Origin of the sequence: Streptosporangium sp. NBC_01755, from assembly GCF_035917995.1 — a bacterium.
Taxonomy (GTDB): domain Bacteria; phylum Actinomycetota; class Actinomycetes; order Streptosporangiales; family Streptosporangiaceae; genus Streptosporangium.
On sequence record NZ_CP109131.1, the window covers coordinates 7,442,331 to 7,463,951 of the forward strand.

Here is a 21,621-nt window from a genome sequence, read left to right on the forward strand (position 1 = left end):
GCCCGCACCCGGGTGGGACTATTTGTCGAGGGTAGCCGTGGCCAGGCGCTCGCCACCGACCGGGCTGGCGACGATGCCGCGCACGCTGCCGTCGAACACCAGCGCGGAGGGGCTACTGGCGATCGGGATCGACGGCAGCCAGTCATTGGCCATCTTTCGGTTGATCTCGAGGTACATGTCGACGCGCTTCTGCGGATCCGGCTCGCGGTCCGCCGCCTTGAGGTCGTCGACGAGCTCCTGGCCGAAGCCGAGCAGACCGGTGTCGAACGCGTTGTCGGTGGCGCCGAACAGGATGCCCAGGAAGTTCTGGGCGCTGTTGTAGTGCCCCGTGGTGCCAAGCAGGTAGACCGGTGCCTGGCCCGCCTCACGACCGCTGAGGTAGCCGCCGGCCCATGACTTCGCGACCGGTTCGATCTGGATGCCGACTGCCTCGAGATCGGCCTTGATCAGATCGAAGAAGCGCTTGGGCTCGGGCATGTACGGGCGAGTGACCTCGGTCGGGTACCACAGCTCGATCTTGAGGTTCGGCACGCCGGCCTCGGCGAGCAGGGCGCGCGCCTTGTCCGGGTTGTACGGGTACCCCTCGACGCCGCTGTCGTAGCCCTCGACGGAACGGGGGACGAACTGCGTCACGGTCTCGGAGCCCTCGGGCAGCAGCGTGTCGACGATCTGCTGCTTGTTGATCGCCCAGGCGATGGCCTGGCGGACACGGAGATCTTTGAGCTCGGGCACGGTGGTCGCGTTCAGGCCGAGGTACATGACGTTGAACGGCGGCCGGGTGACGACCTGGAACCCGCCGTCCTTCAGGCTCTTCCAGTCGCGAGGGGCCGGCAGGTCGTAGGCGTGGATGGTGCCGGCCTCGAGCTCCTGCCGGCGCGCCGTCTCATCCGGGATCGTGCGGAACTCGATGCCCGCGATCTTCGGTGCGTCGCCCCAGTATTTGTCGTTGCGAGCGAGCTTGACCGTGCCGGTCGAGTCGTCGTACGAGACGAAGGTGAACGGGCCGGTTCCGGTCGGGTGCAGGCGGCCGTACTCCGGGAAGGCGAAGCCCTCGCCCTTGGCCTCGACTCCGTTGGCGTTGTACTTCTCCATCGCCGTCGGGCTCGACATGGCGTAGGTGCCGTGCGCGAGGATGGTGGGGAACTTCGAGCTCGAATTGGTCAGGCTCAGCACCACCGTGGACTCGCTCTGCGCCTCGCATCCGGCGTACAGCGAGGGAGTCTTGTCGCCCTCGAAGCCTCCGAAGTCGTTCACCCAGGTGTGGCTGACCGCCGAGGTGCGCGCGATCTTGGGCTGCCGGTACCACCGGTCGAAGTTCGCGCAGACGGCGGCGGCATTGAAGGCTGTGCCGTCATGGAAGCTGACGCCCTCGCGGAGCTGGAACGTCCACTGCTTTCCGCCCTCGTTCTGCTCCCATGAGACCGCCAGGCCGGGTGCGGGGTCGGCCGTGCCCGGCTTGAGGCTGAGCAGTCCTTCGAACATCTGGTTGTTCACCCGGGCGGTCTCGCCGTCCGAGGTGTAGAACGGGTCGAAGAGAGACGGGGCGCCCGCAGCGCCGAACACGAGCACCTTGGAGGTCGATCCGCCGCCGGTGCCCTTGTCGGACGTGTCGCCTCCCCCTGAGCACGAGGTCAGGAGCGTCACGCCGGCGACCGCGATGACCCCGGTCTTCTTGAACTTCATCGTTACTCCTGATCTTGGGTGTGGGTGAGGGGAAGCTGAGCGCCGTAGAACCAGAGGCGGGAGAATCCGCCGTCGGGCAGGGCGCGCACGCGGACCTGCTGCGCGTCGGTGGCGGCCAGCTCGATGGCGGTCGTCGCCCCGGAGGCGATCTCGAAGGTTCCCAGTGCCGCCCAGCCGGACGCGTCGTCCGCCCGCGCCTCGACGGCGATCCGGGCCGCGCAGTTGCCGCGGAACGGCGTGGCGACGACCTCGAGCGTCCGCAGCCGGACGGGCTCCGGCCAGGAGAGCTCGACGAAATGCCGATCGGCGTCGGACCGCCGGGGAGTCTCCCAGCCGTCGTGCGTGTTCCGCGGCATCGCGTGAGAGATCACCGACCACGGGTCCCCGAAGGAGCCTTCCGACGCGCGCACGCGGCATCCGAGCCGGATATCCGAGAGGCGCACGCCCTCCGGCGGGCGGCTGCGGGAGACGTCGACGATGCCGTGCGCGCGGAAGCGGGCGACTCCGCCGTCGGGGATGATGCGCAGCCGGACGAAGGCGGCCGAGCGCCCGGCGTCGGCGACCGGATACTCGTTCACGGAGTTCGGCTGCACCTCGGCGTCGGCGAGGATCTCGTGCCATGGGCCGTCGGCGGCGTCGGAGATGTCGACGCTGATGCGCCGCGGGGCGTTGAAACGGAACCCGGTGGTCTCCAGTTCGACCTGCTCGATCCGGCCCGGATGGGCGGCGCGGATCACGACCCAGTCGTGGTCGGGGTTGTGCCGGCGGCTCTCCCACCCGTCGACATCCGCTCCACGCAGTCCGTAGGTGCCGGGGCGCTGCGGCGGGGTGGAGAGGAGCAGGGCGTCGGCCGCGCCGAAGAACTCGTCCGAGCAGTCCACCACGGATGCCCCGAGCTCACGGGCCAGCAGGTTGAGGGTCATCGTCGGTCTCCTTCGTCGTTCCGTGCCTCGCCGTCCAGATGCGCGACGACATCCGTGCCGCGCGCCCACCACAGGGCGTCCATGCCGCGCAGGGTGCGCAGCGTCTCGCGCAGGTGCGCGAACCGGAACGGCTGGCCGATGAGCCAGGGGTGGAGCCCCAGCACCAGCGTCCGGGTGCGGGGTGCGTCCTCGTCGAGCAGCCGCCGTGCGGATGCGGTGATGTTGTCGGCCCACGTGCGGATCGGCGTGCCGCGCTTGAGGTGGGAGAACACGTCGTCGAGGTGGATGTTCACTGGGATGTCGACGATGTCGCCGCGGGACGTGGCCAGGATGTTCGGCGCCTCGTCGTTGGGCCAGTCGGCAGTCCAGCGGATGCCGAGGTCGGCGAGATCCTCCAGGGTCGTCGTGGACTGCGCGTAGTCCAGGCCGCTCCAGCCGATCGGCCGGATGCCGCTGGCCTCGGCCACGGCGTCGATCGACTCGGAGAGGTGGGCGCGCTGCCCTTGGGCACCCATCCCGTCGTGCAGGATGCCGGCGCCGTCCAGCCCGTGCGCCGCGAACTCCGCACCGGACTCGGCGATGCGCTCCACCAGGCGGGGACGGTGCCGGGCGGAGAAGGCATCGATTGCGACCGTCGGGGCGATCTCCAGCTCGTCGAGGAGGTCGAGGATCCGGAACGCTCCAACTCGCAGCCCGTATTCGTGCTGCGACGTGGTGTGCACGTCCATGATCTGCGGGTACGGGCCGCGCATCGCCACGCTCGAGGGCGGGAGGCCGGGCGCGGAGCCGGGGAGTGCGGGCACGTGGTCGAGATGCATCAGCACGACCACGGCCAGGCGCGCGCCGCTGGGCCAGCCGCGGTTCGGGGCGAGGCGGGATCCGCCTTCGGTCTCGTGCAAAGCTCTCACAAGCCGCATGTCAGCACCATCCGATCTCATCGACGTGGGCGGCGATCTGCTCCGGGGTGGTCCACCAGATGTCGTCGTGCGAGCTCAGCCGCTCGAACATCCGCGCCAGGTGGCCGATCCGGTGCGGGATGCCCATGTAGAGGGGGTGGAGCGCGATCGTCATGACGTACGCGGTGTCGCGTTCGTGGGCCTCGGCGGCGAGCACCTCGTACTGCGACTGGACGATCTCGGCGAAGTAGTCGCTGTCCAGACCGAACATCGGCGACCCGGGGAAGATCAACGCGTCGTTGACCTCGCGGGAGTAGGGCACGCCGATCAGTCCCCCGCCGCTCGGCCCGTCGAGCCGAAACGGCTGGTCGTCGATGAACCAGTCGGTCGTGTAGGTCATCCCCGCCTCGGCCATCAGCCGGTAGGTGGCCGGGGTGGCGCTGAACGACGGTCCCAGCATCCCTCGCATGCGGTAGCCGGTGAGCTCCTGCACGGTGGAGATGGTGTAGTCGTAGAACTCGCGTTCCGAGCTCTCGGACTCGCCGAACAGGAGACGGCTGTTGTAGGTGCCGTGGCTCATGAAGCTCCACCGCCGGTCGACCATCGCCTCCGCGATGTCGGGGTACAGGCGCAGCACCTCGCAGTTGAGCGAGCAGGTCACCTGCACGGGGGAGTCGTCGAGCACCGGCAGCATCCGCCAGAAGCCGACGCGGTTGCCGAAGTCGCGGAACGAGTAGCCGACGATGTCCGGCTTTGCCGGAACGCGGTAGAAGTAGTCTCGGTGCGGGTTCGTCGGCGGAAGGTACTCGTAGTGCTCGATGTTCATCACCACGTTCACGGCGACGCGCTTGCCGTCGGGCAGGGTCAGGCTCTCCCGCCGGTCGAGGGGCCGGTAGCTGAGGAACTCGTCCATCACTGGTTCTTTCCGTATCTGCTTCAGGGCACGGTCGCGGGCTGAGGGGGTAGCGCCTCGACGACCTGGTCCAGGCTGCGGACGCGGCCGAGCTGCGGGAAGACGGCGTGCACCGAGTGGTGGTGCTGCTCGGCGGCGTAGGCCGACATCGCCTCGGGAACGAAGACGATGTTGTAGGCGTGGTCGTATGCCGCACGGGCGGTCCCCTCGACGCCGAATCCGGTGGAGATTCCCGCCATGATCACGGTGGTGACCCCGCGCCGGCGCAGCTGCAGGTCGAGGTCGGAGCCGTGGAACGCGTTCCAGCTACGCTTCACGATCACCGGCTCGGTGGGCAGCGGATCGACGCCGGGGAGGAAGCGGTCCCAGCCGGGCCGCCGTACCGGGCGTGCGGGGCGTTCGACATCGGTGAGCAGCTTGCCGCCGAGCGAATCACCCTCGTCCGGTAGGAAGCTGGTGCGCACATGCACGACAAGGCCGCCCGCGTTCCGAGTCGCGTCGATCAGCCGGATGCAGCGCTCGACGACGTCCCCTGCGGGGTGCGGGTGCACGGGGTGGTCGGCGTTCGAGCCTTGCAGGTCGATAAGGATGAGCGCGGTGCGCAGCGGATCGATGTCGGTCACACGATGTCCTTCCATGGGATGCGAGCGGGGTCAGGCCCCGAGGATCTGACGGGTCATGCGAAGCAGGGTCTCCTCGGAGCCGGTCCCGGTGGCTTTGCAGAGCAGCCGCAGGCCGTCGAAGTCGCCCCCCGTGATGTGAGCGGTCGGGCACAGCGGCTCCAGTTCGAGCCCCGCACGCAGGCTCGTGCCGCCGAGCTGCTGGACCAGCGCCGTTGTCGTCAGGCCACCGCTGGCGACCACGCCGAGGCACTTGTTCTCGCTGCGGGCCGAGGCGTCGAGCAGGCTGCGCACCGCCCCGGCGAGCTGCTCCGCGACGATCCAGCGGTCGGGGTCGTCGCGGTCGGTCTCGTGCAGCGCGAGGATCCGATGCGAGGCAAGCACCTCGTGCGCGGCATCCGCCCCCCAACTTGCGGCTTCCGCGGCGGTGGTGATCAGCGCACGGGAGCCGTAGGCCGCTCCGAGCCGGCGCAGCTGCGCGCGGTCGGTGTCGTGGTTGCCGGGGGTGACGACGACGACGAAACCGTCGCGGCCGAGGTCAGGGTAGAACCTCAGCCAGCCGCCGGTGCTCGCGGTCGCGACGGCGTGCCCCTCTTCGCGGAGCCGGGTCGCGGCCTGCGCCGCGGTGCCGAGGTGCGCCTCGACCGTGCCGTCGAGGACGAACCGCCGGATGCCGCGGGCGAAGGCCTCGAGGATGCGCGCGGTGACGGCATCGGCACCCTGGTTCAGCACCGTGAGCCCGATCAGCTCGGCGTCCTCGGTGCGGATCGCGGACCGCACGTCGACGTCGAGCCCGTTGCCCACCGGCATGGGGGCGAGCAGATGGCCGTCGACGCAGACACGGCCGGCGGTCGGATAGGCCGGGACGACGAGAAGGATGCCGTTCTCGTCCTGCCCCGCGTCGATCCCGGCGATCAGCGCATCCGGAGATCCGCGCAGCTCGGCGTTGAGCTTCACCTCGACCCGCTCGCAGCCGTGGTCGTCGAGCCAGGCCGCCCACTCGCGGATATGCGCCTCGGCGGCGCCTGCGGCGTGGTGCAGATCGAGGTCGACGACGATGGCATCCGCATCGGAGACGACAGATGCGGGGTCGCGCACGATCACCGGGTCGAGCCCGCGCTGGCGCAGCCGGCAGGCGACCGCGACAGAGCCCTGCAGGTCCTCTGCGAGGATGCCCATCGCCGGTCCACGAGGGGGACGCGGTAGCTCTGAGGGGGTCATCGGCTCGGTTTCCGTTCTCGACGTTGACAACTGCCCCGAGAGTATTGACGCCGATGACGAGCAGTCATTCGACGAATGTCGCACGTTCGCTGATGGGGGCGGGGCGTGGAACAGTGCTGCTCTGACCTAGTGCGACGTTCGTCTCCGAGCTCGACTATGCCCGCGGACCGGAGAAGACCTGGGTCTACGGAGCCTTGCGACCGGCCCATGCGCGCCGCCGACATCGACGTGCTGCCCGGCCCGGGGGCGGAGAGCGGGGTCGCTCCGCTGTGAACGCCTTCATGGTCGGCCGCCGGCGACGGTCGATCTTGCCCGCACTCGTCAGCGGTAGCTCGTCCAGCACGCGTACGGTCCCCGGCACCATGTAACCGGGCAGCCGCCCGGCCGCCCATGCTCTGGCGTCCTTCGCCGTCACCGGTCCGGAAGCGGAGGTGGATCCGGAGGCGGAGGTGGAGGTGGATCCGGAGGCGGAGGTGGAGGTGGAGGTGGATCCGGAGGCGGAGGTGGAGGTGGATCCGGAGGCGGAGGTGGAGGTGGATCCGGAGGCGGAGGTGGAGGTGGATCCGGAGGCGGAGGTGGAGGTGGATCCGGAGGCGGGTCCGGAGGCGGAGGTGGCCCCCGAGGTGGAGGCTCGTGCAGATGCGAAAGCGGGCATGGGGACGGCCACGTAGGCCACCAGCTGGTCGTCCTCCAGGGCCACCGCCGCGTCGTCCACGCCGGGACAGGCCCGCAGCGTCTGCTCGATCTCGCCCAGCTCGATCCGGTAGCCGCGGTGCTTGACCTGGTGGTCCACCCGGCCGATGAAGTCGAGTTCGCGTCCAGCACCGCCAGCGAGCCCCGCTCGTGCACGCCGTCGACGACGTCACGCAGCAGGGCGGTGCCCGCGGTGCCGAACCGGGTGAAGAACGGTGCCTGGATCCGGTAGACGGACACCCGTTCGCCCGCGGCCCCCAGCACCGTCGCGCACATCCGCCGGGCTCCGCCCACGTCGTCGGGCATCCGCCACGCCGCAAGCCACCTGGGGGAGGGGGCGAGTCCCAGGCAGAGGGCGGATCGGCTCTGGAGCAGGTCAGTCCATATCGGTACAGCAGCCATGGGGCCATTGCACACAACAGAGCCGGCGCCTGCATCACGCCCGCTCACCGGCGGGAATCCGTCGGCTAAAATTCTCGCCCCGTGTGGGCTGGGCCGGACCGGATCGACCCTTTTGATCTACATTGTAAAGGCGTCGGGCTGGTGAACAACAGATACGAGGTTCCAGCCGGTGGCGTCACAAATCACGTGGCAATACTCAAAACCTTCGCAGGGCGGCGAAGCTGCTGCCTTGCGAAGGTTTTGATGGGGAGAGTTCAGCGGTTGGTCCACAGATGCCAGAACCAGTCGCCCTCGGAGCAGGTGTAGTGCTCCCAGTGGCCTCGGTCGATTCCTCCCTGGCCGGCTGCCACGCAGTTGGAGTGGCTTGAGAACCAGTCGCGGTACACATCGTCGCCGGCGGGCAGCCTGCTGACCGCGCCGGCCCGTGCGGTGACCGTGTGCGCCCCGGCCTCGGAGGTGGTGACCGAAACGGCGGAGGCAGGGGCGCCTGTCGCCAGCAGGGCCATACCGGTGATCGCGCCGACCGCCAGCAGCGCGCGAACGCGGGCTGCCTTTGTGGAACCGCTGTGCTTCTCCAGGGGGCCGGAGACGTCGCGACGGCCTGTGTTCATCAGTTACCTCCAGTGTGGAGACCCGGTCCTTCAGGGCCGGGAGGAAAGGTGGAACGGTGCTGCATGGTGGTTTCCTTCGCGGTGCCGTAGCCGTAACCGTCTGCTCGCTGGAGCGGGCGGACGGGGCGGTGGCCGATGCCCTGCACGAGGCCGTGCCGGGTGGTGATGTTGAACCGGCCGGTGCTGCGTACCACGACGCGGCCGAGGTGGACCCCTTGCTCAACTCCGCAGTCACCGTCATGATCGTCAGTCACCTGAACGCCCGGATCCCTTTGTCGACTGTCTTCTGCCTCCGTGTTGACCGGCACGCTCTGGCCCGCAAACGGGACGACACTGCTTTAGTCACCACTCGATTACTTAGTGTAATGGTATCCGATTGGCAAAGGGCGGGTTTTCGGCACGAGGAGGGGTGAGTATGCGGGTGAGGTCGCCGGGAGAGCCTTCGTGATCTCACACGGGATCGTTGACGGGCCGCACGGGCTGATCCTGGCGCGGATTCCCGGCGACGCCGGGCCGCTGGCCGAGCTGGTACGTGGTCACTATGTCGGTGAGCGGTGGCTTCGGGAGGTCCGCGACCTGGCCGCGCTGCTGGCCGAGTCCCGGCCGGTCCATCACCTGCTGCCGCTGTTCGGGCGTGTTCCCGTCGAGCCGGACACCTGGGCGGAGCTGATCGCCTGCCTGGCGCAGGAACTGGTGGTGCGTCGCGTCAACCTGACCCGGGTGCCGGCGGCGGTGCGGTGCGCCGACGCCCTGCGGGAGTCGGGGCATCCTCTCGCGGGGCTGCCGCTGAGGCTCGGCAGGGGGGGGGGCGGTGTGGCGGTCGATAGCGGGTCTGGTGCGCGCCCCCGCCGAGGCGTCCGTCCACCGGGTCAACGAACTCGCGGCCCGATGGCGGTGGCTGGTGTTCAGGATCACCAGGCGCACACCGTACTGGACGGACCAGAAGCTCGCGGTCGGCGCGCTCAGCCCGCGCGGGAACGTGCTGAGCCTGCTGGTCTCCCACGACACCGACTGACCTTTTGAGTCGAGGGAGGAGTCAGGGCGGAGGCTGGGTGTGAGCAACCTCGAGGCTGGGGGCTCCGACCGGGCAGATCCGCATCGCGTGGCGGAATCGCGGCCGGCACCTCGCGTTCGCCGATTTTCGGGGTGGCCAGAGCCCACAGGATCGGCATGCCGGTCGGGGTGCACGCCAAATACAGCCGCAGGCCCCGGAAGAACCGCAAGTGCGAGGCACGGTAGCTGTAGGCGGCCAACCCATCAGGCTCGAACGCCGTACGGCCGGGCGCGACATTCCGCACGGCACCGGCGTGGAGTCGACGATCCAGTGGTTGTCGAATACTGAGCCGACATGCCGTCTACCCCCATCACGGACCGTCGAGGAAGGTGGCCGTGATGTGGCGGAAGCCGACGAAGACCGATCGGGGCGGAGCGGGGACAAAAGCGGCGTTCCTCGTGAATGTGTACCCGCATCCAGCGTTGGTCCATTAAATCGGATATATGTCAGATAAACGTCCTTTGTGAAGTCGGATGATCAGGGTCTGTAATCCGCCAGCTAGCGGCATCAAAGCATATTTTATGGCGGATAAATCTCACCTCAATGGGTCTTATCTAAAAGGAACATTTGGTGCGTAATACGAGTTGTCGGATTCAAGGCTAAAAGCTTGTAATTTCGACTACTTACTGAAAAGATCGCAAGCTTGGCGAAATTATGTCTTGGCGTGGACATGTGTAAGTTAACGGATAAGTCCAACATCATCAACGGGAGGGCAATTGAACAAAAGAAGCGGGAGATCGCCGTTTATTCCGTGATGTGCAAGGAAATCAAGGTGGCGCAAGAATGATCCGTAAGGGTTATGGCGACGTTTTCTGGCCGATTTGGAGAACGTCGAAGCAGGGGGCAATCGATCCTTTCAAGGGGAACACTCAATGTCCAAACTCAAGAGCGTCGTCGTAGCATTCGCCGCCAGCAGCACGGTGTTGACAGGCGGAGTCGTTGGCCTCGGCGCCGCAACCGCCATCACCACAGCCACGGCCAGTGCCGTCCGAGTTGCTTCGTTCAGCTGCAACCACGGTTGCTGCAACCAGGGTTGCAGCCGTTCCTGGCGGCATCAGTTGCTGGAGCAGTTCCAGCGGCAGCGGAGCTGGCAGCGCCAGTTCCAGCGGTCGCTGCAGTCGCAGAGGCTTGACCAGAGGGTCAACTTCCATCTGGACACCTCTGCCGACTCCAAGAGTCTCGCCGACGCCATCGCCAGGCAGAAGGCTGAGGCTGAGGCCAGGCAGAAGGCCGAGGCGGACGCCAGGAACAAGGCTTACAACGACGCCAAGGCCGAGGCTGAGGCCAGGCAGAAGGCCGAGGCGGACGCCAGGAACAAGGCTGAGGCTGAGGCCAGGCAGAAGGCCGAGGCGGACGCCAGGAACAAGGCTTACAACGACGCCAAGGCCGAGGCTGAGGCCAGGCAGAAGGCCGAGGCGGACGCCAGGAACAAGGCTGAGGCTGAGGCCAGGCAGAAGGCCGAGGCGGACGCCAGGAACAAGGCTTACAACGACGCCAAGGCCGAGGCTGAGGCCAGGCAGAAGGCCGAGGCGGACGCCAGGAACAAGGCTGAGGCTGAGGCCAGGCAGAAGGCCGAGGCGGACGCCAGGAACAAGGCTGAGGCTGAGGCCAGGCAGAAGGCCGAGGCGGACGCCAGGAACAAGGCTTACAACGACGCCAAGGCCGAGGCTGAGGCCAGGCAGAAGGCCGAGGCGGACGCCAGGAACAAGGCTGAGGCTGAGGCCAGGCAGAAGGCCGAGGCGGACGCCAGGAACAAGGCTGAGGCTGAGGCCAGGAACAAGGCCGAGGCTGAGGCCAGGAACAAGGCTTACAACGACGCCAAGGCTGAGGCTGAGGCCAGGCAGAAGGCCGAGGCGGACGCCAGGAACAGGGCTTACAACGACGCCCGAAACAAGAACATCAACGCCGCCCTCGGGAACAAGGCCGAGGCCGACACCAGGAACGCCGCCGACACCAGGAACACGGCCGACACCAGGAACGCGGCCGACACCAGGAACGCGGCCGCCGGTGACGCCAGCGACAAGGTCCTCGAAATCAAGCGGATTCTCGACTGCCGTGTAAATCCGCCGCTCGCTTCGTCCCTGTAACGCTCCTGCCCTCGTTGATCGTTCCTGCGGTCCAAGCGAGAAGGTCGCAATAGAAGAGCCACGGACATGGTCGACGATGCGTCCCGGCCACCGGGCATAGAGGGCCTGGCTGTCGTCAAATTCGTCGAAGGAATCGAGGGCGGCCGATCGTGCGGTCGGTGACGGCTGACAGATGAGTGCGTGCCTGTCACCACGCGTGGTGGCGCATCGTGCGTTGGCTTCACCACAAGCACCACCGCCTCAGATAGAACGAGATCCGCCACCGGCTCTGCGATCTAGACTGGAGAATTGCCCACAACTGCATCGCGGTAGCGATATCGCCTCCAGCGTCGCTGTGACGCGATATCGCTACCGCGACAGGTTCTCCGAAGTTAAGCGGAATCGTGTTCTCGCTTCGTCACAGCGAGCGATCCCTTGTTGGTGGCTCTCTGTGAGCGGAGGTGGGATCGGGTGCTTGCCGCCCGGTTCTGGGTGGAGGAGGCCCAGCGCGATCTGCGTCTTGGGCAGCATCCGGCCGCTCGCCGACTTGGGGGCGAACCTTCGAAGGCGTCGTAACCCGGGTCACCCAACGCATCCTCGCCATGCCCTCCGCGATCTGACACAACAACAAGACCGGAGCTCTGGTCACCCGATCGCTGATCGCCTATGACCACTGATCACATGGGGCCTGTCCCGCGGGTCCTGCCGTGGAAAGGAGCGGTCAGACGGCGCTCCGCGGGGCGCAGGAGGGAGTCCGCACGCGTTCAGGGTCCCTGGAGGCCGCGGTAGGGCAAGGTCTGGCTGTAGACGAGGTTGGTGGTGGTGCTGCCGAACTGGGCCAGCTCGTCGACGAGCTGTTCGAGGTGGGCCATGGAGGTCGCGGCCATCTTCAGCACGTAGCAGTCATCGCCGGTGGTCCGCAGGCACTCCAGGATCTCGGAGCGCTCGTCGAGCAGCCGGTGCAGGGGCTGGTGCCGGCTGCCCGGATACTTCAGGCGTACCACGGCGAGCACGGCGAAGCCGACCTTCGCCAGGTCGACGTGGGCGTGGTAGCCGGTGATGACGCCCGCCGCCTCCAGGCGCCTGATCCGCTCGGTCGTGGCGGAGGCGCTGAGGTTCACCCGCCGCCCCAGCTCGGTCAACGGGATGCGGCCGTCTCGCTGGACCTCGACCAGGATCGACCAGTCGGTGGCGTCGAGGCTCTCGGTCATCCGGCAAAGGTACCGGCATATTCACGGCATATCGACTATTGTGCCGGGAAAACTCTCTTCCAATAGGAAATAACGGCTGGATAGTCTGAAGTAGTGCAATTAGGCGTTAATGTCCCGAATTTTGGGCCAGGAACCGACCCCGGTGTACTGCGCGACTGGGCGCAGACAGTGGAGGGCCTGGGCTTTGACCTGCTCATGGTCTCCGACCACATCGCGATAACACCCGACGTCGCCGAGCAGTATCCGGCGCCGTTCTACGAGCCTTTCACCACCCTCGCCTGGCTGGCCGGTATCACCAGCCGGGTCCGGCTCGGGACCACGGTGCTCATCGTGCCGTACCGGCACCCGCTGCTCGTCGCCCGCATGGCCGCCAACCTCAACCAACTCAGTGGAGGGCGGCTCGTCCTCGGGGTGGGCGTCGGCTGGGCGCGGCAGGAGTTCGACGCGCTCGGTGTCCCGTTCCAGCGGCGCGGGGCGCTGACCGACGACCACCTTCGGGCGATCCGCGCCGCCTGGGAGGACGACAAGGACTACCGCGCCGGGCGGATACCGATCTGGGTCGGCGGCAACAGTGACACCGGCCTGCGCCGGGCGGTACGCCTCGGCGAGGCGTGGCATCCACTGCGGGTCACCCTGCCCTGGCTGCGCGAGGCACTGGAGCGGCTGAAGGCCATCGCCGGGGAGTCCCGGCGGCCGGTGCCCGCCCTGGTCCCCCGGATCGCCCTGCGGCTCACCGAGGCACCGGTCACCGACCCCGGGCGGCTCGCCGGGGAGGGCACGATCGACCAGGTACTCGACGACCTCGAACAGCTGCGCCTCCTGGGTTCCGACACCGTCGTGCTCGATCCGTTCAACGGCGACCCGGACGAGACACGTCACCCGCGGGTGGCGTGGCAGGCGCTCGCCACCGTGACCGCCCGTTGGTATCCGGATACACATCACTCAGAGACGAGGTAACCATGACGCGCGACGACGAACACCTCCTGCGCAGGGCCATCGAGCTTGCCGCCGCGGCGCGGGCGGCCGGAGACCCGCCGTTCGGGTCGCTGCTGGTGGGCCCGGACGGTGCCGTGCTCGCCGAGGACCGCAACACGGTTCTCACCGACGCCGACATCACCGCCCACCCCGAACTCAAGCTGGCCAGGTGGGCGGCCCGCGAGCTCGACCCCGCCACCGCGGCCGCCACGACCATGTACACCAGCTGCCAGCCCTGCCCCATGTGCGCGGGCGCGATCGAACGCTCCGGACTCGGCCGTGTGGTGTTCGCGCTCTCCAACGAACAGCTCGCGAGCCTCAAACCGGCCGCGACCGGCGCCGGCGCGCGCCAGGAGGGCCCCGCCTTGTTCGACGAGGCACGCCTCCCGGTCGAGGGCTACTACCTCTGATCCGCCGCGCGGGCGGTCCTCAGCAAGAAGTCGGTCTTCGAGGCTTTCCAGCCCGGGACCTCCAGCGCGTTGAGGGCCGCGACTATTTTCTTCTCCTCGTAGCGGAAGTGTGACTCAAGCAGGGCGGTCAGGCCGTCCAGCTCGGCTCGCACCTGCCGTGCCCCGTCCGGATCCGGAATCGCCTCCGCTCCCAGGCCACCGAGCAGTTCCTGGAGTCTGAGCAGGATCTCGGTCACCACGTGGTGGTCGTGCTCCAGCTCTTCGAGCACGGGGCGCAGCTCGGGGAACCGCTCTGCCAGGGCGGGGAACACCCCGCCGTCCTCACCGGTGTGATGCAGGCTCAGCGCGGAGCAGAACGCCAGGCAGTGTGCCCGCAGCTCCCGTGGACGCCCGCCGCGGCCTTCGACGGCGGAGTCGACGTCCTCGCGGAGCCTGGACAGCTCCTCGCGGAGCCAGAGATGAACTTCGATCAGCTGGTTGCCGAACGCCGTGAGGCGGCCGTCCGGTTCGATGGTTTCCATGGTGTCGTCCCATGATTTCGGCGCCTCCATGCCCTCGGCGGTCTTCTTGCCGGGTGCACTGCGACGCTGAGGCGGGATTGCATCATTTTTTCTGCGGGCCGTCAAGCGGTGCCGCTCGTGGCGTGCCCTGCTAGGGTGCGATGTCTAATCAATCGTTCGATTGAGAGATGCCGTGTCAAACCTCGAGCAGATCCAGCGGGCCGCGGTGGGGCTCTTCGCGGAACGGGGCTTCGCGGCCACGGGCATCCGCGAGATCGGCCGCGCGGCCGGGCTGAACTCGGCCACGCTGTACCACTACGCGGGCGGCAAGGAGGAGCTGCTGGCAGGGATCATGCGCGCGGGCCTGGGCGAGCTCCTGCGCGCCGGGCGCGAGGCCCTGGAGCCCAGCGCGGACCCGGCCGTCCAGCTCGCCAGGCTGGTGCTCGCCCAGGTCGCGACGGAGGCGGTCAACCCGCTCACCTGCCAGGTCACCGACCGTGAGGTGCGGGCGCTGACCGGGGACAACCATGCGGAGATCGTCGCCATGCGTGACGACTACGAGTCCATGTTCCAGCGTGTACTGGAACGGGGGGTGCGTACGGGGGCGTTCCAGATCACCGACCTGCGGGTGGCCAGGCTGGCACTTCTGGAGATGTGCAACGGGGTCGCCGTCTGGTACCGCCCCGACGGCCGGCTGTCGGTCGCCCAGCTCCAGGACCGCTTCGTCGAGCTGGCCTGCAGGCTGGTCGGCTCCCGGCTGGTCGGCCGTGCGGAGTGCGGGCCCGAGATCGTCACCGTGTCGCTCAGCTCGGAGCCCCGTGACGGGAGCGCAGGTATCGAGGCGTCGGCGTGAGCGCCGGAGCTGCGGTTCACGGACACCCGCGGTGACCGGTGCCGCTCCGGCCTGCGAGGAAAGTCTTCCGGTGAGGTGGTCGGGCGGCTACTCGCGATGCTTCGCCGGTGACCTCTGGACCTGACCGACGGCCAGCCGGGCCGGCGGTGCCAGCGCGCGGGCGAGCACGCCGAGTGCCTCGCGGGGGCCCGCCTCCAGGTGCGACGGCTCGGGTGCGCGCTCGGCGGTGAAGTAGAGGGTCCGCTTGCCGGGGAAGTCGGAGTAGACGGCGCCGCGGGTGAGCTCGGCGCGCTCGGCGATCCTGTCGATCTTGGTGTCGCGGAAACCGTGCCCGGCGAACTCGTCCCTGGCCGCGGCCGGCACCTTGGCACGGTTGTGCTCCTGTAGCTGAGCCCTGCTGAGCCGACCCCTCGTCCCCATCGTCCCCCTGGTTCCGGCGTTGCCGCCCATCCCAATCCAAGATACCGTGACCACTCGGATGATGAGATCATCTGTTTATATCATTTGAAGTTCCGGAGGATCCATGATCGACATCCCCGAGATCCACCTCGCCGACGGTGAGGTGCTACGCGACCCCTTCACCGCCTACGGGCGCGCCAGGGAGCGCTCGCCGCTGGCGCGGCTGGTGGCGCCCGGTTTCGGCCCGATGCTGGCCCTCACCCGGTACGAGGACGCCAGGGCGATGCTGGGTGATCCGCGGTTCGAGATCAACGCCGCCAGTTTCATGCGGCCCGACGTGCCCGAGGACTGCCTGCCCTACATGCGGACCATGAGCGAGATGGACGGGCCGGAGCACACACGGCTGCGCAGGCTGGTCTCGCCCGCGTTCAGCGCGCGCCGCGCCGCCGAGTTCCGGCCGCGGATCGAGCCGATCGTCGAGAACCTGCTCGACGGCCTGCAGGCCCACGCCGAGCACGGCCCGGTGGACCTGCTGCGGCACTTCGCGAGACCACTGCCGATGGACGTCATCTGCGAGCTGGTCGGCATTCCCGAGACCGACCGCCCGCAGTGGCGCGAGTACGGTGTCACCGTCGTCACGGGCGCGGGCCAGAGCTTCGCCGAGGCCATACCCGGCATCATGCGAGGTGCCAAGGCGGCGGTCGCGCGCCGGCGCGACGAGGCCGGTGACGACCTGCTCTCAGACCTCATCCGCGCCCAGGCGGAAGACGGGGACAAGCTCGGTGACACCGAACTGGTCACCCTGGTCTGGCATCTCGTCCTCGCGGGGCAGACGCCCACCAACCTCATCGCCAACGCCGTGGACGTCCTGCTCTCCCACCCCGACCAGCTCGCCGTGCTGCGCGAGGATCCCACCCTCATGCCACGCGCCGTCGAGGAGCTGACTCGCTGGTGCGGTCCGACGCTGCTGTCGATACCCCGCTACGCGCGCCAGGACGTCGAGCTCTGCGGCACGCTGGTGCGCAAGGGCGAACCCGTCACCGCCGCGATCGCCGCCGCCAACCGCGACCCGCGCGCGTTCGCCGACCCCGACCGGCTCGACGTCGGCCGGGCCGCGGCATCGCCCGGACATCTCGGGTTCTCCCACGGGCCACACTTCTGCCTGGGAGCCTCGCTGGCCCGCGTACAGACGGAGGTCGCGCTCGCGGCACTGCTGCGCCGCTTCCCGGACCTGGTTCTCGCCGCCTCGCCACAGGACGCGGGACGTGCCCCAGACCCCGGCACCTGGCGTCTGGCGTCACTGCCCGTGCTCCTCTGATGGCCGGACCCGGCCCGATCCTCCCGCGTTCCGGCACGCTCAACCGTTGAGGGGACGTGTCAAGCGGAGGTCGGTATCCGAACGGCGCGGGTACCGACCTCGCCCAGGTCATCAGCTCAGGGGACGGGGGGTGAGCCCGGTGCCGACGATGACCGTGGCGTCCAGCTCGTCGGAACCGGCCACACGCGGGATCAGCCCGTTGCGGGTGAAGGCCTCGACGGTCAGCGGCGCCTGACGCTCGCCCGTCTCGACCAGCAGGTGGCCGCCCGGCGCCAGCCACAGCGGCGCCGCGGCGGCCAGGCGCCGCACGACGTCAAGGCCGTCTTCGCCACCGTCGAGCGCCACCCGCGGTTCGTGGACGCGGGCTTCGGCGGGCAGCAGCCCGATCGCCTCGGTGGGTACGTAGGGCGCGCTGGCGACCAGGAGGTCGACACGCCCCCGCAGCGTGCCGGGCAGCGGCTCGTAGAGGTCACCTGCGTACACCTGACCGTCGGCGGCGACATTGCGGCGGGCGCACCGCACCGCGGCGGGGTCGATGTCGACGGCGTGCAACTCGACCCGCTCCAGGGCCGCGGCCAGCGCGGCGCCCACCGCGCCCGAGCCGCAGCACAGGTCGACGACGACCTGCGGCCGGATGAGGGCCTGGCGCTCTCGGACGGCGACGGCCTGGTGGACGAGGAACTCGGTACGCCGTCGGGGGACGAAGACTCCGGGGTCCACGGCTATCCGCAGTCCGCAGAACTCCGCCCAGCCGAGGACGTGTTCGAGGGGCAGGCCGGCGACTCGGCGGTCCACCATGGCGGCGAGATCGGACGGAGTCCGTGCCGTGGAGAGGAGCAGGTGCGCCTCGTCCTCGGCGAACACGCAACCGGCGGCCCGGAGCCTGGTGACGATGACGGAGCGATGGCAAGGGGACAGGGAAAACGACACGAGAGCCTTTCGGGATGCCGAAGGGTGCTCTCCCGGTCACCTATGCCCGGTGAACCGCACGGTCGTGAGATGAGAGCACCCGACCTGACACAGCGGTAATGGGTCTCACCTCCTCGATAGGTCCATTGCTGGAGAGGGCAACATTATCCGAGCCGGACCGCGACGCAAACACATTATGTTGAGCCGGAACAGCGGGGGCGCGGATCCCGACGCCCGCGTGTCGCCGCGACGACCGATTCCGGCGAGACGCCGGACCACCGACCACGTCAGGACCTCGCCCGCGGGCTGCCTCGGCCGGCGTGGCCACAGCCGCGAGTTGCGGGGAGGCGCGGACCTCGCCGTGGGCGCCGGTGCTCGGGACGCACAGGGGTGGTACGGGGGTTGGTGCGAGGTCAGGAGGATGCCGGCACGGCGGTCTCCTCCGTGGCAGGGGAGGTGCCGCGGGCCGAGCTCGCCAGGATGCCCCAGAGGGCGCCGGCCAGCACCACCGCGCCCCCCGAGAGCTGCTGCCAGGTCAGGGTCCCGCCCAGCAGCAGCCAGGTGGCGAGCACCGTCACGACGGGCTCCAGCATGCTGAGGATCGACGCGCGCACCGGGCCGAGCGTCGTGGCCCCGACGAAGAACAGGGCGATCGCGAGCACCGTCGACACCAGCGCCACCGCCGTCACCCAGACCCAGCCCGCCGGCGCGAAGCCGAGGTCCAGCCCGCCGGATGCCAGCCCGAGCAGCGCGAACGAGCCCGTGGCGAACATCGACAGGTAGGCCGTGGTGACCGCGGGAGACAGCGAGGCGGAGACCCGGCTGCCCACGATGATGTAGAGGGCGTAGGCCACGGCGGCCCCGGCCGCCGCGAGCAGGCCGGGAACGTCGAGGCCGGTGTCCAGGCGGCCCACCACCAGGGTCAGCCCGGCCAGTGAAACCAGGATCGGCCCGGCGACGGTCCAGCTCATGCGGGTGCGCTCCACCATCGCCGACAGGATCGACACGAGCGCCGGATACAGGTACAGCAGCAGCACGGCGAGAGCCGGTGAGATGCGCTGGACCGCTGTGAAGTACAGCAGCGACTGGGCCGCGTACATGCCGCCGCCCAGCAGTGCGAGGGTCGCCCACTGCCGTCCGGTCAGCCGCCCGAGCCTGCAGCGCACTCCCAGCCATCCGAGGAACACCGCCGCCGCGATCGCGAACCTCAGCATGAGGAGCGTCGTCACCGACATCCCCGTGCCGTACGCGAAGGAGGCGAAGACGGGCATGAGCCCGAACGCCGCCGCCGAAACCAGGGTCGCCGCCACCCCTCGCCGCATCACCGTCACCACCTCCGGCGATCATTGTGACCTATGGGATTTAATGCACGTTATCGGGTACCTTCGGCGGCTGGACGGTCCTGCCGTGCGGCGCCCTGAGCGGCGATGACGGTGATCGTGACGTGATCGCGCTAGCCTGGGAAGGGCCGGGGATCCGCGCCGGTGCGGCTTGCCCGCCCCGGAAACGCGGCACCCCGTCGCCGCCAACGGTCCCTACTCGTGACAGGTCGTGTCCGCGGTCACGCCGGGCAGCCACCACGCGTAGGGAGAGGCATGCGCTCGAAACAGACGAGGTTCGAGACAGTGACCGAGCCCGTCGACCCCGGCGTTGACCCCGGCGTCGATTCCCCCGAGCCGAGCCGTTCGCACCACGGTGTCCTGGCGGCGATCGCCGCCGGCGGTGCGATCGGCGCGGGCGCCCGTTACGGCGCCGCCCTGCTGTGGCCGACCGCGGCCGGCTCCTTCCCGTGGACCACGTTCTGCGTCAACGTGGCGGGCTGCCTGCTGATCGGGGTCCTGCTGGTGGCGCTGACCGAGGTGTGGACGGCACCGGCCTGGGTGCGGCCGTTCCTCGCCACCGGAGTGCTGGGCGGGTTCACCACCTTCTCCACCTACTGCCTGGACATCGAGCGCCTGGTCTCCGGCGGCAGGACCGGCCTGGCGCTCGGCTACCTGGCGGCGACGGTCCTGGCGGCCCTGGCCGCGGTGGTCACCGGCGCGTGGACCACCCGCCGGCTCCTGGTGAGGGCAGCGAGGAGAGCACGATGATCCCGCCTGAACGGGCGCTGCGGTTGACGATCTTCGTCGACGACACCGACACCTGGCATCACCGCCCCCTGTACAGCGAGATCGTGCATCGCGCCCATGCCGCCGGGCTGGCCGGGGCATCGGTCTTCCACGGTGTGGAGGGTTTCGGAGCCGGCTCGATCGTGCACACCACCCGGTTGCTGTCGATGACCGACGACCTGCCGGTGAGCATCGTGATCATCGATACCGAGGAGCGGATCCGCGCCTTCCTGCCCCGGCTGGACGACCTGCTCACCGAGAGCCTGGCCGTTCTGGACGAGGTCGAGGTCGTTCGCCCCCACCGCGGGCGGGCGAAGTGAACTGGCTGCTGGTGCTGCTCGGCGGCGCGGTCGGCGCGCCGTTGCGCTATCTGACCGACCGGGCCGTGCAGGCACGCCACGACACGGTCTTCCCCTGGGGCACCTTCGCGGTCAACGTGGCCGGTTCGCTGATCCTGGGCATCCTGACCGGGGCCGTGCTGTCCGGGGCGGCGGGCACCGGCGTGCAGTTGCTGCTGGGTACCGGCTTCTGCGGGGCGCTGACCACGTACTCGACGTTCTCCTACGAGACGCTGCGGCTGGCCGAGGCCGGCGCGATGCTCCTCGCCGTCGCCAACGTCGTCGCCTCGATCGTCGCAGGCCTGGGAGCCGTGTTCGCCGGTCTCACCCTCGCCCAGGCGATCTTCGGGTGAGCCTCTCGCGCGAAGATCGCCTGGGCGAGCCTCTCGCGTGAAGAGCCGGGAAACTTCGTGCGGGTGGCCCCATCGACGGCCGGGTCTTCGAGAGCGGCGCCAGAACCGGTGGCGGGTGGACGTGGCTCACTCCCTGTCGAAGGGTTGGGCCACGTCGTCCCGCTGCGGGAGCTGGGCGCCGCCAGCGGGGCCATCACCTTCTTCCGCTCGCTGGGCGGCACCATCGGAGTCTCGGTGCTGGGCGCGGTCCTGGCCAACCGGGTGGCCACCGGTATCGCCGAGGGCTTCGCGAAGGCGGGCACCCGGCCATCCGGCTCCGGAGGCAGCACCCTCAACCTTGAGGCGCTGCCCGAAGCCGCGAGGACCGTCGTGCGCGCGGCGTACGGCGACGCCACCGGGCACATCTTCCTGATCTCCGCCGCGATCGCCGCGGTGGGCGTCGTCGCGGTGCTCTTCCTCAAGCCGACCAAGCTGCGCGACAGCCTGGACCTACCGGACTGATCCGCGGCTGCCGGGGCTGCGCCTGGCCACCCCGGTGAGTGAGGCCCTCCCGGCACCCGGCACCTCCCGGCAGGGCGGTACGGCGCGGATTGTTGCGCGCGGAGATGATGTCGGTGGATGCGAGGGATTGTTGTCATTCGAGCCGTCCTCAGTGGTCTATTCCGGGACGGTGTACTCGACCGCCGGCGCCTCGATGTATTCGTCGAGCTCAGGGAGGTTGACAACGATCGGGTCCACGCCGGACCGCACAACTGTCCAGACCGTCTCGTACTCGGCGGAGGCATTGATCTCCTGGTGAATGACATGGGCGGTGACGAACACGAAGTCACCGCGTCCCGCTTCCGCCACGTTCTCCAGCCGGTCCTCCCACCGGTACCGGGCCGTGCCGCTGATGACGTACAGGACGGTTTCCTGCTCCCCGTGATGGTGCGCTCCGGTTGCCGCGCCGGGTTTGACCGTGCTCAGGAACGCCGAAAGATGTGCTGCGTCCGGGTTCCGGGCATCGAAGGCCACTTCGCGGATCAGTCCAGGAGTCTGCGTCGTGTTTCTGTCGAGGGCTTCGCGGTGGACGACCCTGACCTGCTTGCTGCGGGGAATGTCACTCATGATTGCCCTTTCTCTAGCGCCAAGAAGCGATCACCCATGAGGGAGAGTGCCGCCCTCG

The 21,621-nt window shown here is 68.8% G+C and carries 24 protein-coding genes and 3 pseudogenes; 11 read left to right on the forward strand and 16 right to left on the reverse strand.

Annotation, left to right across the window (positions count from 1 at the left end; translation table 11 throughout):
- Positions 1 to 18: 18 nt before the first annotated feature.
- The 9 genes from OG884_RS34155 to OG884_RS34195 all read right to left on the reverse strand — a co-directional run bounded on the left by OG884_RS34155 (position 19) and on the right by OG884_RS34195 (position 8,216).
- Positions 19 to 1,683, reverse strand: coding sequence for an ABC transporter substrate-binding protein (locus OG884_RS34155; RefSeq protein ID WP_326639761.1), 1,665 nt, complete (start codon positions 1,681 to 1,683; stop codon positions 19 to 21).
- A 2-nt stretch (positions 1,684 to 1,685) separates the two neighbouring features.
- A complete protein-coding gene (locus tag OG884_RS34160) occupies positions 1,686 to 2,606 on the reverse strand; it encodes a hypothetical protein (protein WP_326639762.1) in 921 nt (306 codons plus the stop codon).
- Entirely contained in the window at positions 2,603 to 3,523 is a 921-nt protein-coding gene (locus tag OG884_RS34165; protein WP_326639763.1) for a hypothetical protein, read from the reverse strand. Before OG884_RS34165 ends, OG884_RS34160 begins: the two co-directional genes overlap by 4 nt.
- A gap of 1 nt (position 3,524) precedes the next feature.
- Positions 3,525 to 4,415: a polysaccharide deacetylase family protein gene (locus OG884_RS34170; protein ID WP_326639764.1), complete on the reverse strand. Its 891-nt coding sequence runs from the start codon at positions 4,413 to 4,415 to the stop codon at positions 3,525 to 3,527.
- 23 nt (positions 4,416 to 4,438) lie between these two features.
- Complete coding sequence (locus tag OG884_RS34175) at positions 4,439 to 5,038, reverse strand: isochorismatase family protein (protein WP_326639766.1); 600 nt, start codon at positions 5,036 to 5,038, stop codon at positions 4,439 to 4,441.
- A gap of 30 nt (positions 5,039 to 5,068) precedes the next feature.
- Complete coding sequence (locus OG884_RS34180; RefSeq protein WP_326639768.1) at positions 5,069 to 6,214, reverse strand: four-carbon acid sugar kinase family protein; 1,146 nt, start codon at positions 6,212 to 6,214, stop codon at positions 5,069 to 5,071.
- A gap of 226 nt (positions 6,215 to 6,440) precedes the next feature.
- Positions 6,441 to 7,049: a hypothetical protein gene (locus OG884_RS34185; protein ID WP_326639770.1), complete on the reverse strand. Its 609-nt coding sequence runs from the start codon at positions 7,047 to 7,049 to the stop codon at positions 6,441 to 6,443.
- A gap of 556 nt (positions 7,050 to 7,605) precedes the next feature.
- A complete protein-coding gene (locus OG884_RS34190) occupies positions 7,606 to 7,962 on the reverse strand; it encodes a hypothetical protein (protein WP_326639771.1) in 357 nt (118 codons plus the stop codon).
- Positions 7,962 to 8,216 (reverse strand): hypothetical protein, encoded by a 255-nt coding sequence (locus tag OG884_RS34195; RefSeq protein WP_326639773.1) that lies wholly within the window; start codon positions 8,214 to 8,216, stop codon positions 7,962 to 7,964. The genes OG884_RS34190 and OG884_RS34195 overlap by 1 nt, the downstream gene beginning before the upstream one ends.
- Positions 8,217 to 8,406: 190 nt before the next feature.
- On the opposite strand from OG884_RS34195, the pseudogene OG884_RS37745 reads away from it, so the two are divergent.
- Both OG884_RS37745 and OG884_RS34205 read left to right on the forward strand, forming a co-directional pair.
- A pseudogene (locus OG884_RS37745) lies at positions 8,407 to 8,706 on the forward strand (DUF6183 family protein); the annotation flags it as partial.
- Positions 8,707 to 8,773: 67 nt separating this feature from the next.
- Complete coding sequence (locus OG884_RS34205; RefSeq protein ID WP_326639776.1) at positions 8,774 to 8,977, forward strand: DUF6183 family protein; 204 nt, start codon at positions 8,774 to 8,776, stop codon at positions 8,975 to 8,977.
- A gap of 73 nt (positions 8,978 to 9,050) precedes the next feature.
- On the opposite strand, the pseudogene OG884_RS34210 reads toward OG884_RS34205, so the two are convergent.
- Positions 9,051 to 9,295 (reverse strand): annotated as a pseudogene (locus OG884_RS34210) (IS982 family transposase); the annotation flags it as partial.
- Between the two features lie 593 nt (positions 9,296 to 9,888).
- Here OG884_RS34210 and OG884_RS34215 point away from each other — a divergent pair.
- Complete coding sequence (locus OG884_RS34215) at positions 9,889 to 11,103, forward strand: hypothetical protein (protein ID WP_326639779.1); 1,215 nt, start codon at positions 9,889 to 9,891, stop codon at positions 11,101 to 11,103.
- Positions 11,104 to 11,846: 743 nt separating this feature from the next.
- Here OG884_RS34215 and OG884_RS34220 read toward each other — a convergent pair.
- Positions 11,847 to 12,293 carry an Lrp/AsnC family transcriptional regulator gene (locus tag OG884_RS34220; RefSeq protein ID WP_326639780.1) on the reverse strand — a complete coding sequence of 149 codons (447 nt, stop codon included), beginning with the start codon at positions 12,291 to 12,293 and terminating at the stop codon, positions 11,847 to 11,849.
- Between the two features lie 93 nt (positions 12,294 to 12,386).
- Here OG884_RS34220 and OG884_RS34225 point away from each other — a divergent pair, with 93 nt between their 5' ends.
- Both OG884_RS34225 and OG884_RS34230 read left to right on the forward strand, forming a co-directional pair.
- Positions 12,387 to 13,250: a TIGR03619 family F420-dependent LLM class oxidoreductase gene (locus OG884_RS34225; protein ID WP_326639782.1), complete on the forward strand. Its 864-nt coding sequence runs from the start codon at positions 12,387 to 12,389 to the stop codon at positions 13,248 to 13,250.
- A 2-nt stretch (positions 13,251 to 13,252) separates the two neighbouring features.
- A complete protein-coding gene (locus tag OG884_RS34230) occupies positions 13,253 to 13,678 on the forward strand; it encodes a nucleoside deaminase (protein WP_326639784.1) in 426 nt (141 codons plus the stop codon).
- Here the strand turns inward: OG884_RS34230 and OG884_RS34235 are convergent.
- On the reverse strand, positions 13,669 to 14,199 hold the full coding sequence (locus OG884_RS34235) for a hemerythrin domain-containing protein (protein WP_326639786.1): 531 nt from the start codon (positions 14,197 to 14,199) through the stop codon (positions 13,669 to 13,671). The genes OG884_RS34230 and OG884_RS34235 overlap by 10 nt on opposite strands.
- 172 nt (positions 14,200 to 14,371) lie before the next feature.
- Between OG884_RS34235 and OG884_RS34240 the strand changes: the two genes are divergently transcribed.
- Positions 14,372 to 15,031 carry a TetR/AcrR family transcriptional regulator gene (locus OG884_RS34240; RefSeq protein ID WP_326639787.1) on the forward strand — a complete coding sequence of 220 codons (660 nt, stop codon included), beginning with the start codon at positions 14,372 to 14,374 and terminating at the stop codon, positions 15,029 to 15,031.
- Between the two features lie 147 nt (positions 15,032 to 15,178).
- On the opposite strand, the pseudogene OG884_RS34245 reads toward OG884_RS34240, so the two are convergent.
- Positions 15,179 to 15,451 (reverse strand): annotated as a pseudogene (locus OG884_RS34245) (helix-turn-helix domain-containing protein); the annotation flags it as partial.
- A gap of 103 nt (positions 15,452 to 15,554) precedes the next feature.
- Here OG884_RS34245 and OG884_RS34250 point away from each other — a divergent pair.
- Positions 15,555 to 16,748 carry a cytochrome P450 family protein gene (locus OG884_RS34250; protein ID WP_326639788.1) on the forward strand — a complete coding sequence of 398 codons (1,194 nt, stop codon included), beginning with the start codon at positions 15,555 to 15,557 and terminating at the stop codon, positions 16,746 to 16,748.
- Between the two features lie 111 nt (positions 16,749 to 16,859).
- Here the strand turns inward: OG884_RS34250 and OG884_RS34255 are convergent, their stop codons facing one another.
- Positions 16,860 to 17,678, reverse strand: coding sequence for a putative protein N(5)-glutamine methyltransferase (locus tag OG884_RS34255; protein ID WP_326639789.1), 819 nt, complete (start codon positions 17,676 to 17,678; stop codon positions 16,860 to 16,862).
- A gap of 392 nt (positions 17,679 to 18,070) precedes the next feature.
- Positions 18,071 to 18,979: a DMT family transporter gene (locus tag OG884_RS34260; RefSeq protein ID WP_326647088.1), complete on the reverse strand. Its 909-nt coding sequence runs from the start codon at positions 18,977 to 18,979 to the stop codon at positions 18,071 to 18,073.
- 273 nt (positions 18,980 to 19,252) lie between these two features.
- Between OG884_RS34260 and OG884_RS34265 the strand changes: the two genes are divergently transcribed.
- From OG884_RS34265 to OG884_RS34280, 4 genes are all read left to right on the forward strand, one after another.
- Entirely contained in the window at positions 19,253 to 19,747 is a 495-nt protein-coding gene (locus tag OG884_RS34265; protein ID WP_326639790.1) for a fluoride efflux transporter FluC, read from the forward strand.
- The gene (locus tag OG884_RS34270; RefSeq protein ID WP_326639792.1) at positions 19,744 to 20,085 is read left to right on the forward strand and encodes a DUF190 domain-containing protein; all 342 of its coding nucleotides are present in this window, start codon (positions 19,744 to 19,746) and stop codon (positions 20,083 to 20,085) included. Before OG884_RS34265 ends, OG884_RS34270 begins: the two co-directional genes overlap by 4 nt.
- Entirely contained in the window at positions 20,082 to 20,456 is a 375-nt protein-coding gene (gene crcB / locus OG884_RS34275) for a fluoride efflux transporter CrcB (protein ID WP_326639794.1), read from the forward strand. The genes OG884_RS34270 and crcB overlap by 4 nt, the downstream gene beginning before the upstream one ends.
- A gap of 144 nt (positions 20,457 to 20,600) precedes the next feature.
- A complete protein-coding gene (locus OG884_RS34280; protein ID WP_326639796.1) occupies positions 20,601 to 20,957 on the forward strand; it encodes a hypothetical protein in 357 nt (118 codons plus the stop codon).
- Positions 20,958 to 21,113: 156 nt separating this feature from the next.
- Here OG884_RS34280 and OG884_RS34285 read toward each other — a convergent pair whose 3' ends face one another.
- The gene (locus OG884_RS34285; protein ID WP_326639798.1) at positions 21,114 to 21,563 is read right to left on the reverse strand and encodes a cupin domain-containing protein; all 450 of its coding nucleotides are present in this window, start codon (positions 21,561 to 21,563) and stop codon (positions 21,114 to 21,116) included.
- Between the last annotated feature and the right edge of the window lie 58 nt (positions 21,564 to 21,621).

Excerpts from the sequence above, each read along its gene's own strand:
- OG884_RS34260 (WP_326647088.1), bottom strand. The coding sequence starts at position 18,979 with ATGCGGCGAGGGGTGGCGGCGACCCTGGTTTCGGCGGCGGCGTTCGGG.
- OG884_RS34215 (WP_326639779.1), top strand. The coding sequence starts at position 9,889 with ATGTCCAAACTCAAGAGCGTCGTCGTAGCATTCGCCGCCAGCAGCACG.
- OG884_RS34265 (WP_326639790.1), top strand. The coding sequence starts at position 19,253 with ATGCGCTCGAAACAGACGAGGTTCGAGACAGTGACCGAGCCCGTCGAC.
- OG884_RS34170 (WP_326639764.1), bottom strand. The coding sequence starts at position 4,415 with ATGGACGAGTTCCTCAGCTACCGGCCCCTCGACCGGCGGGAGAGCCTG.
- OG884_RS34155 (WP_326639761.1), bottom strand. The coding sequence starts at position 1,683 with ATGAAGTTCAAGAAGACCGGGGTCATCGCGGTCGCCGGCGTGACGCTC.
- OG884_RS34285 (WP_326639798.1), bottom strand. The coding sequence starts at position 21,563 with ATGAGTGACATTCCCCGCAGCAAGCAGGTCAGGGTCGTCCACCGCGAA.
- OG884_RS34270 (WP_326639792.1), top strand. The coding sequence starts at position 19,744 with ATGATCCCGCCTGAACGGGCGCTGCGGTTGACGATCTTCGTCGACGAC.
- OG884_RS34190 (WP_326639771.1), bottom strand. The coding sequence starts at position 7,962 with ATGAACACAGGCCGTCGCGACGTCTCCGGCCCCCTGGAGAAGCACAGC.
- OG884_RS34250 (WP_326639788.1), top strand. The coding sequence starts at position 15,555 with ATGATCGACATCCCCGAGATCCACCTCGCCGACGGTGAGGTGCTACGC.
- OG884_RS34180 (WP_326639768.1), bottom strand. The coding sequence starts at position 6,214 with ATGGGCATCCTCGCAGAGGACCTGCAGGGCTCTGTCGCGGTCGCCTGC.
- OG884_RS34160 (WP_326639762.1), bottom strand. The coding sequence starts at position 2,606 with ATGACCCTCAACCTGCTGGCCCGTGAGCTCGGGGCATCCGTGGTGGAC.
- OG884_RS34230 (WP_326639784.1), top strand. The coding sequence starts at position 13,253 with ATGACGCGCGACGACGAACACCTCCTGCGCAGGGCCATCGAGCTTGCC.
- OG884_RS34165 (WP_326639763.1), bottom strand. The coding sequence starts at position 3,523 with ATGCGGCTTGTGAGAGCTTTGCACGAGACCGAAGGCGGATCCCGCCTC.
- OG884_RS34235 (WP_326639786.1), bottom strand. The coding sequence starts at position 14,199 with ATGGAAACCATCGAACCGGACGGCCGCCTCACGGCGTTCGGCAACCAG.
- OG884_RS34220 (WP_326639780.1), bottom strand. The coding sequence starts at position 12,293 with ATGACCGAGAGCCTCGACGCCACCGACTGGTCGATCCTGGTCGAGGTC.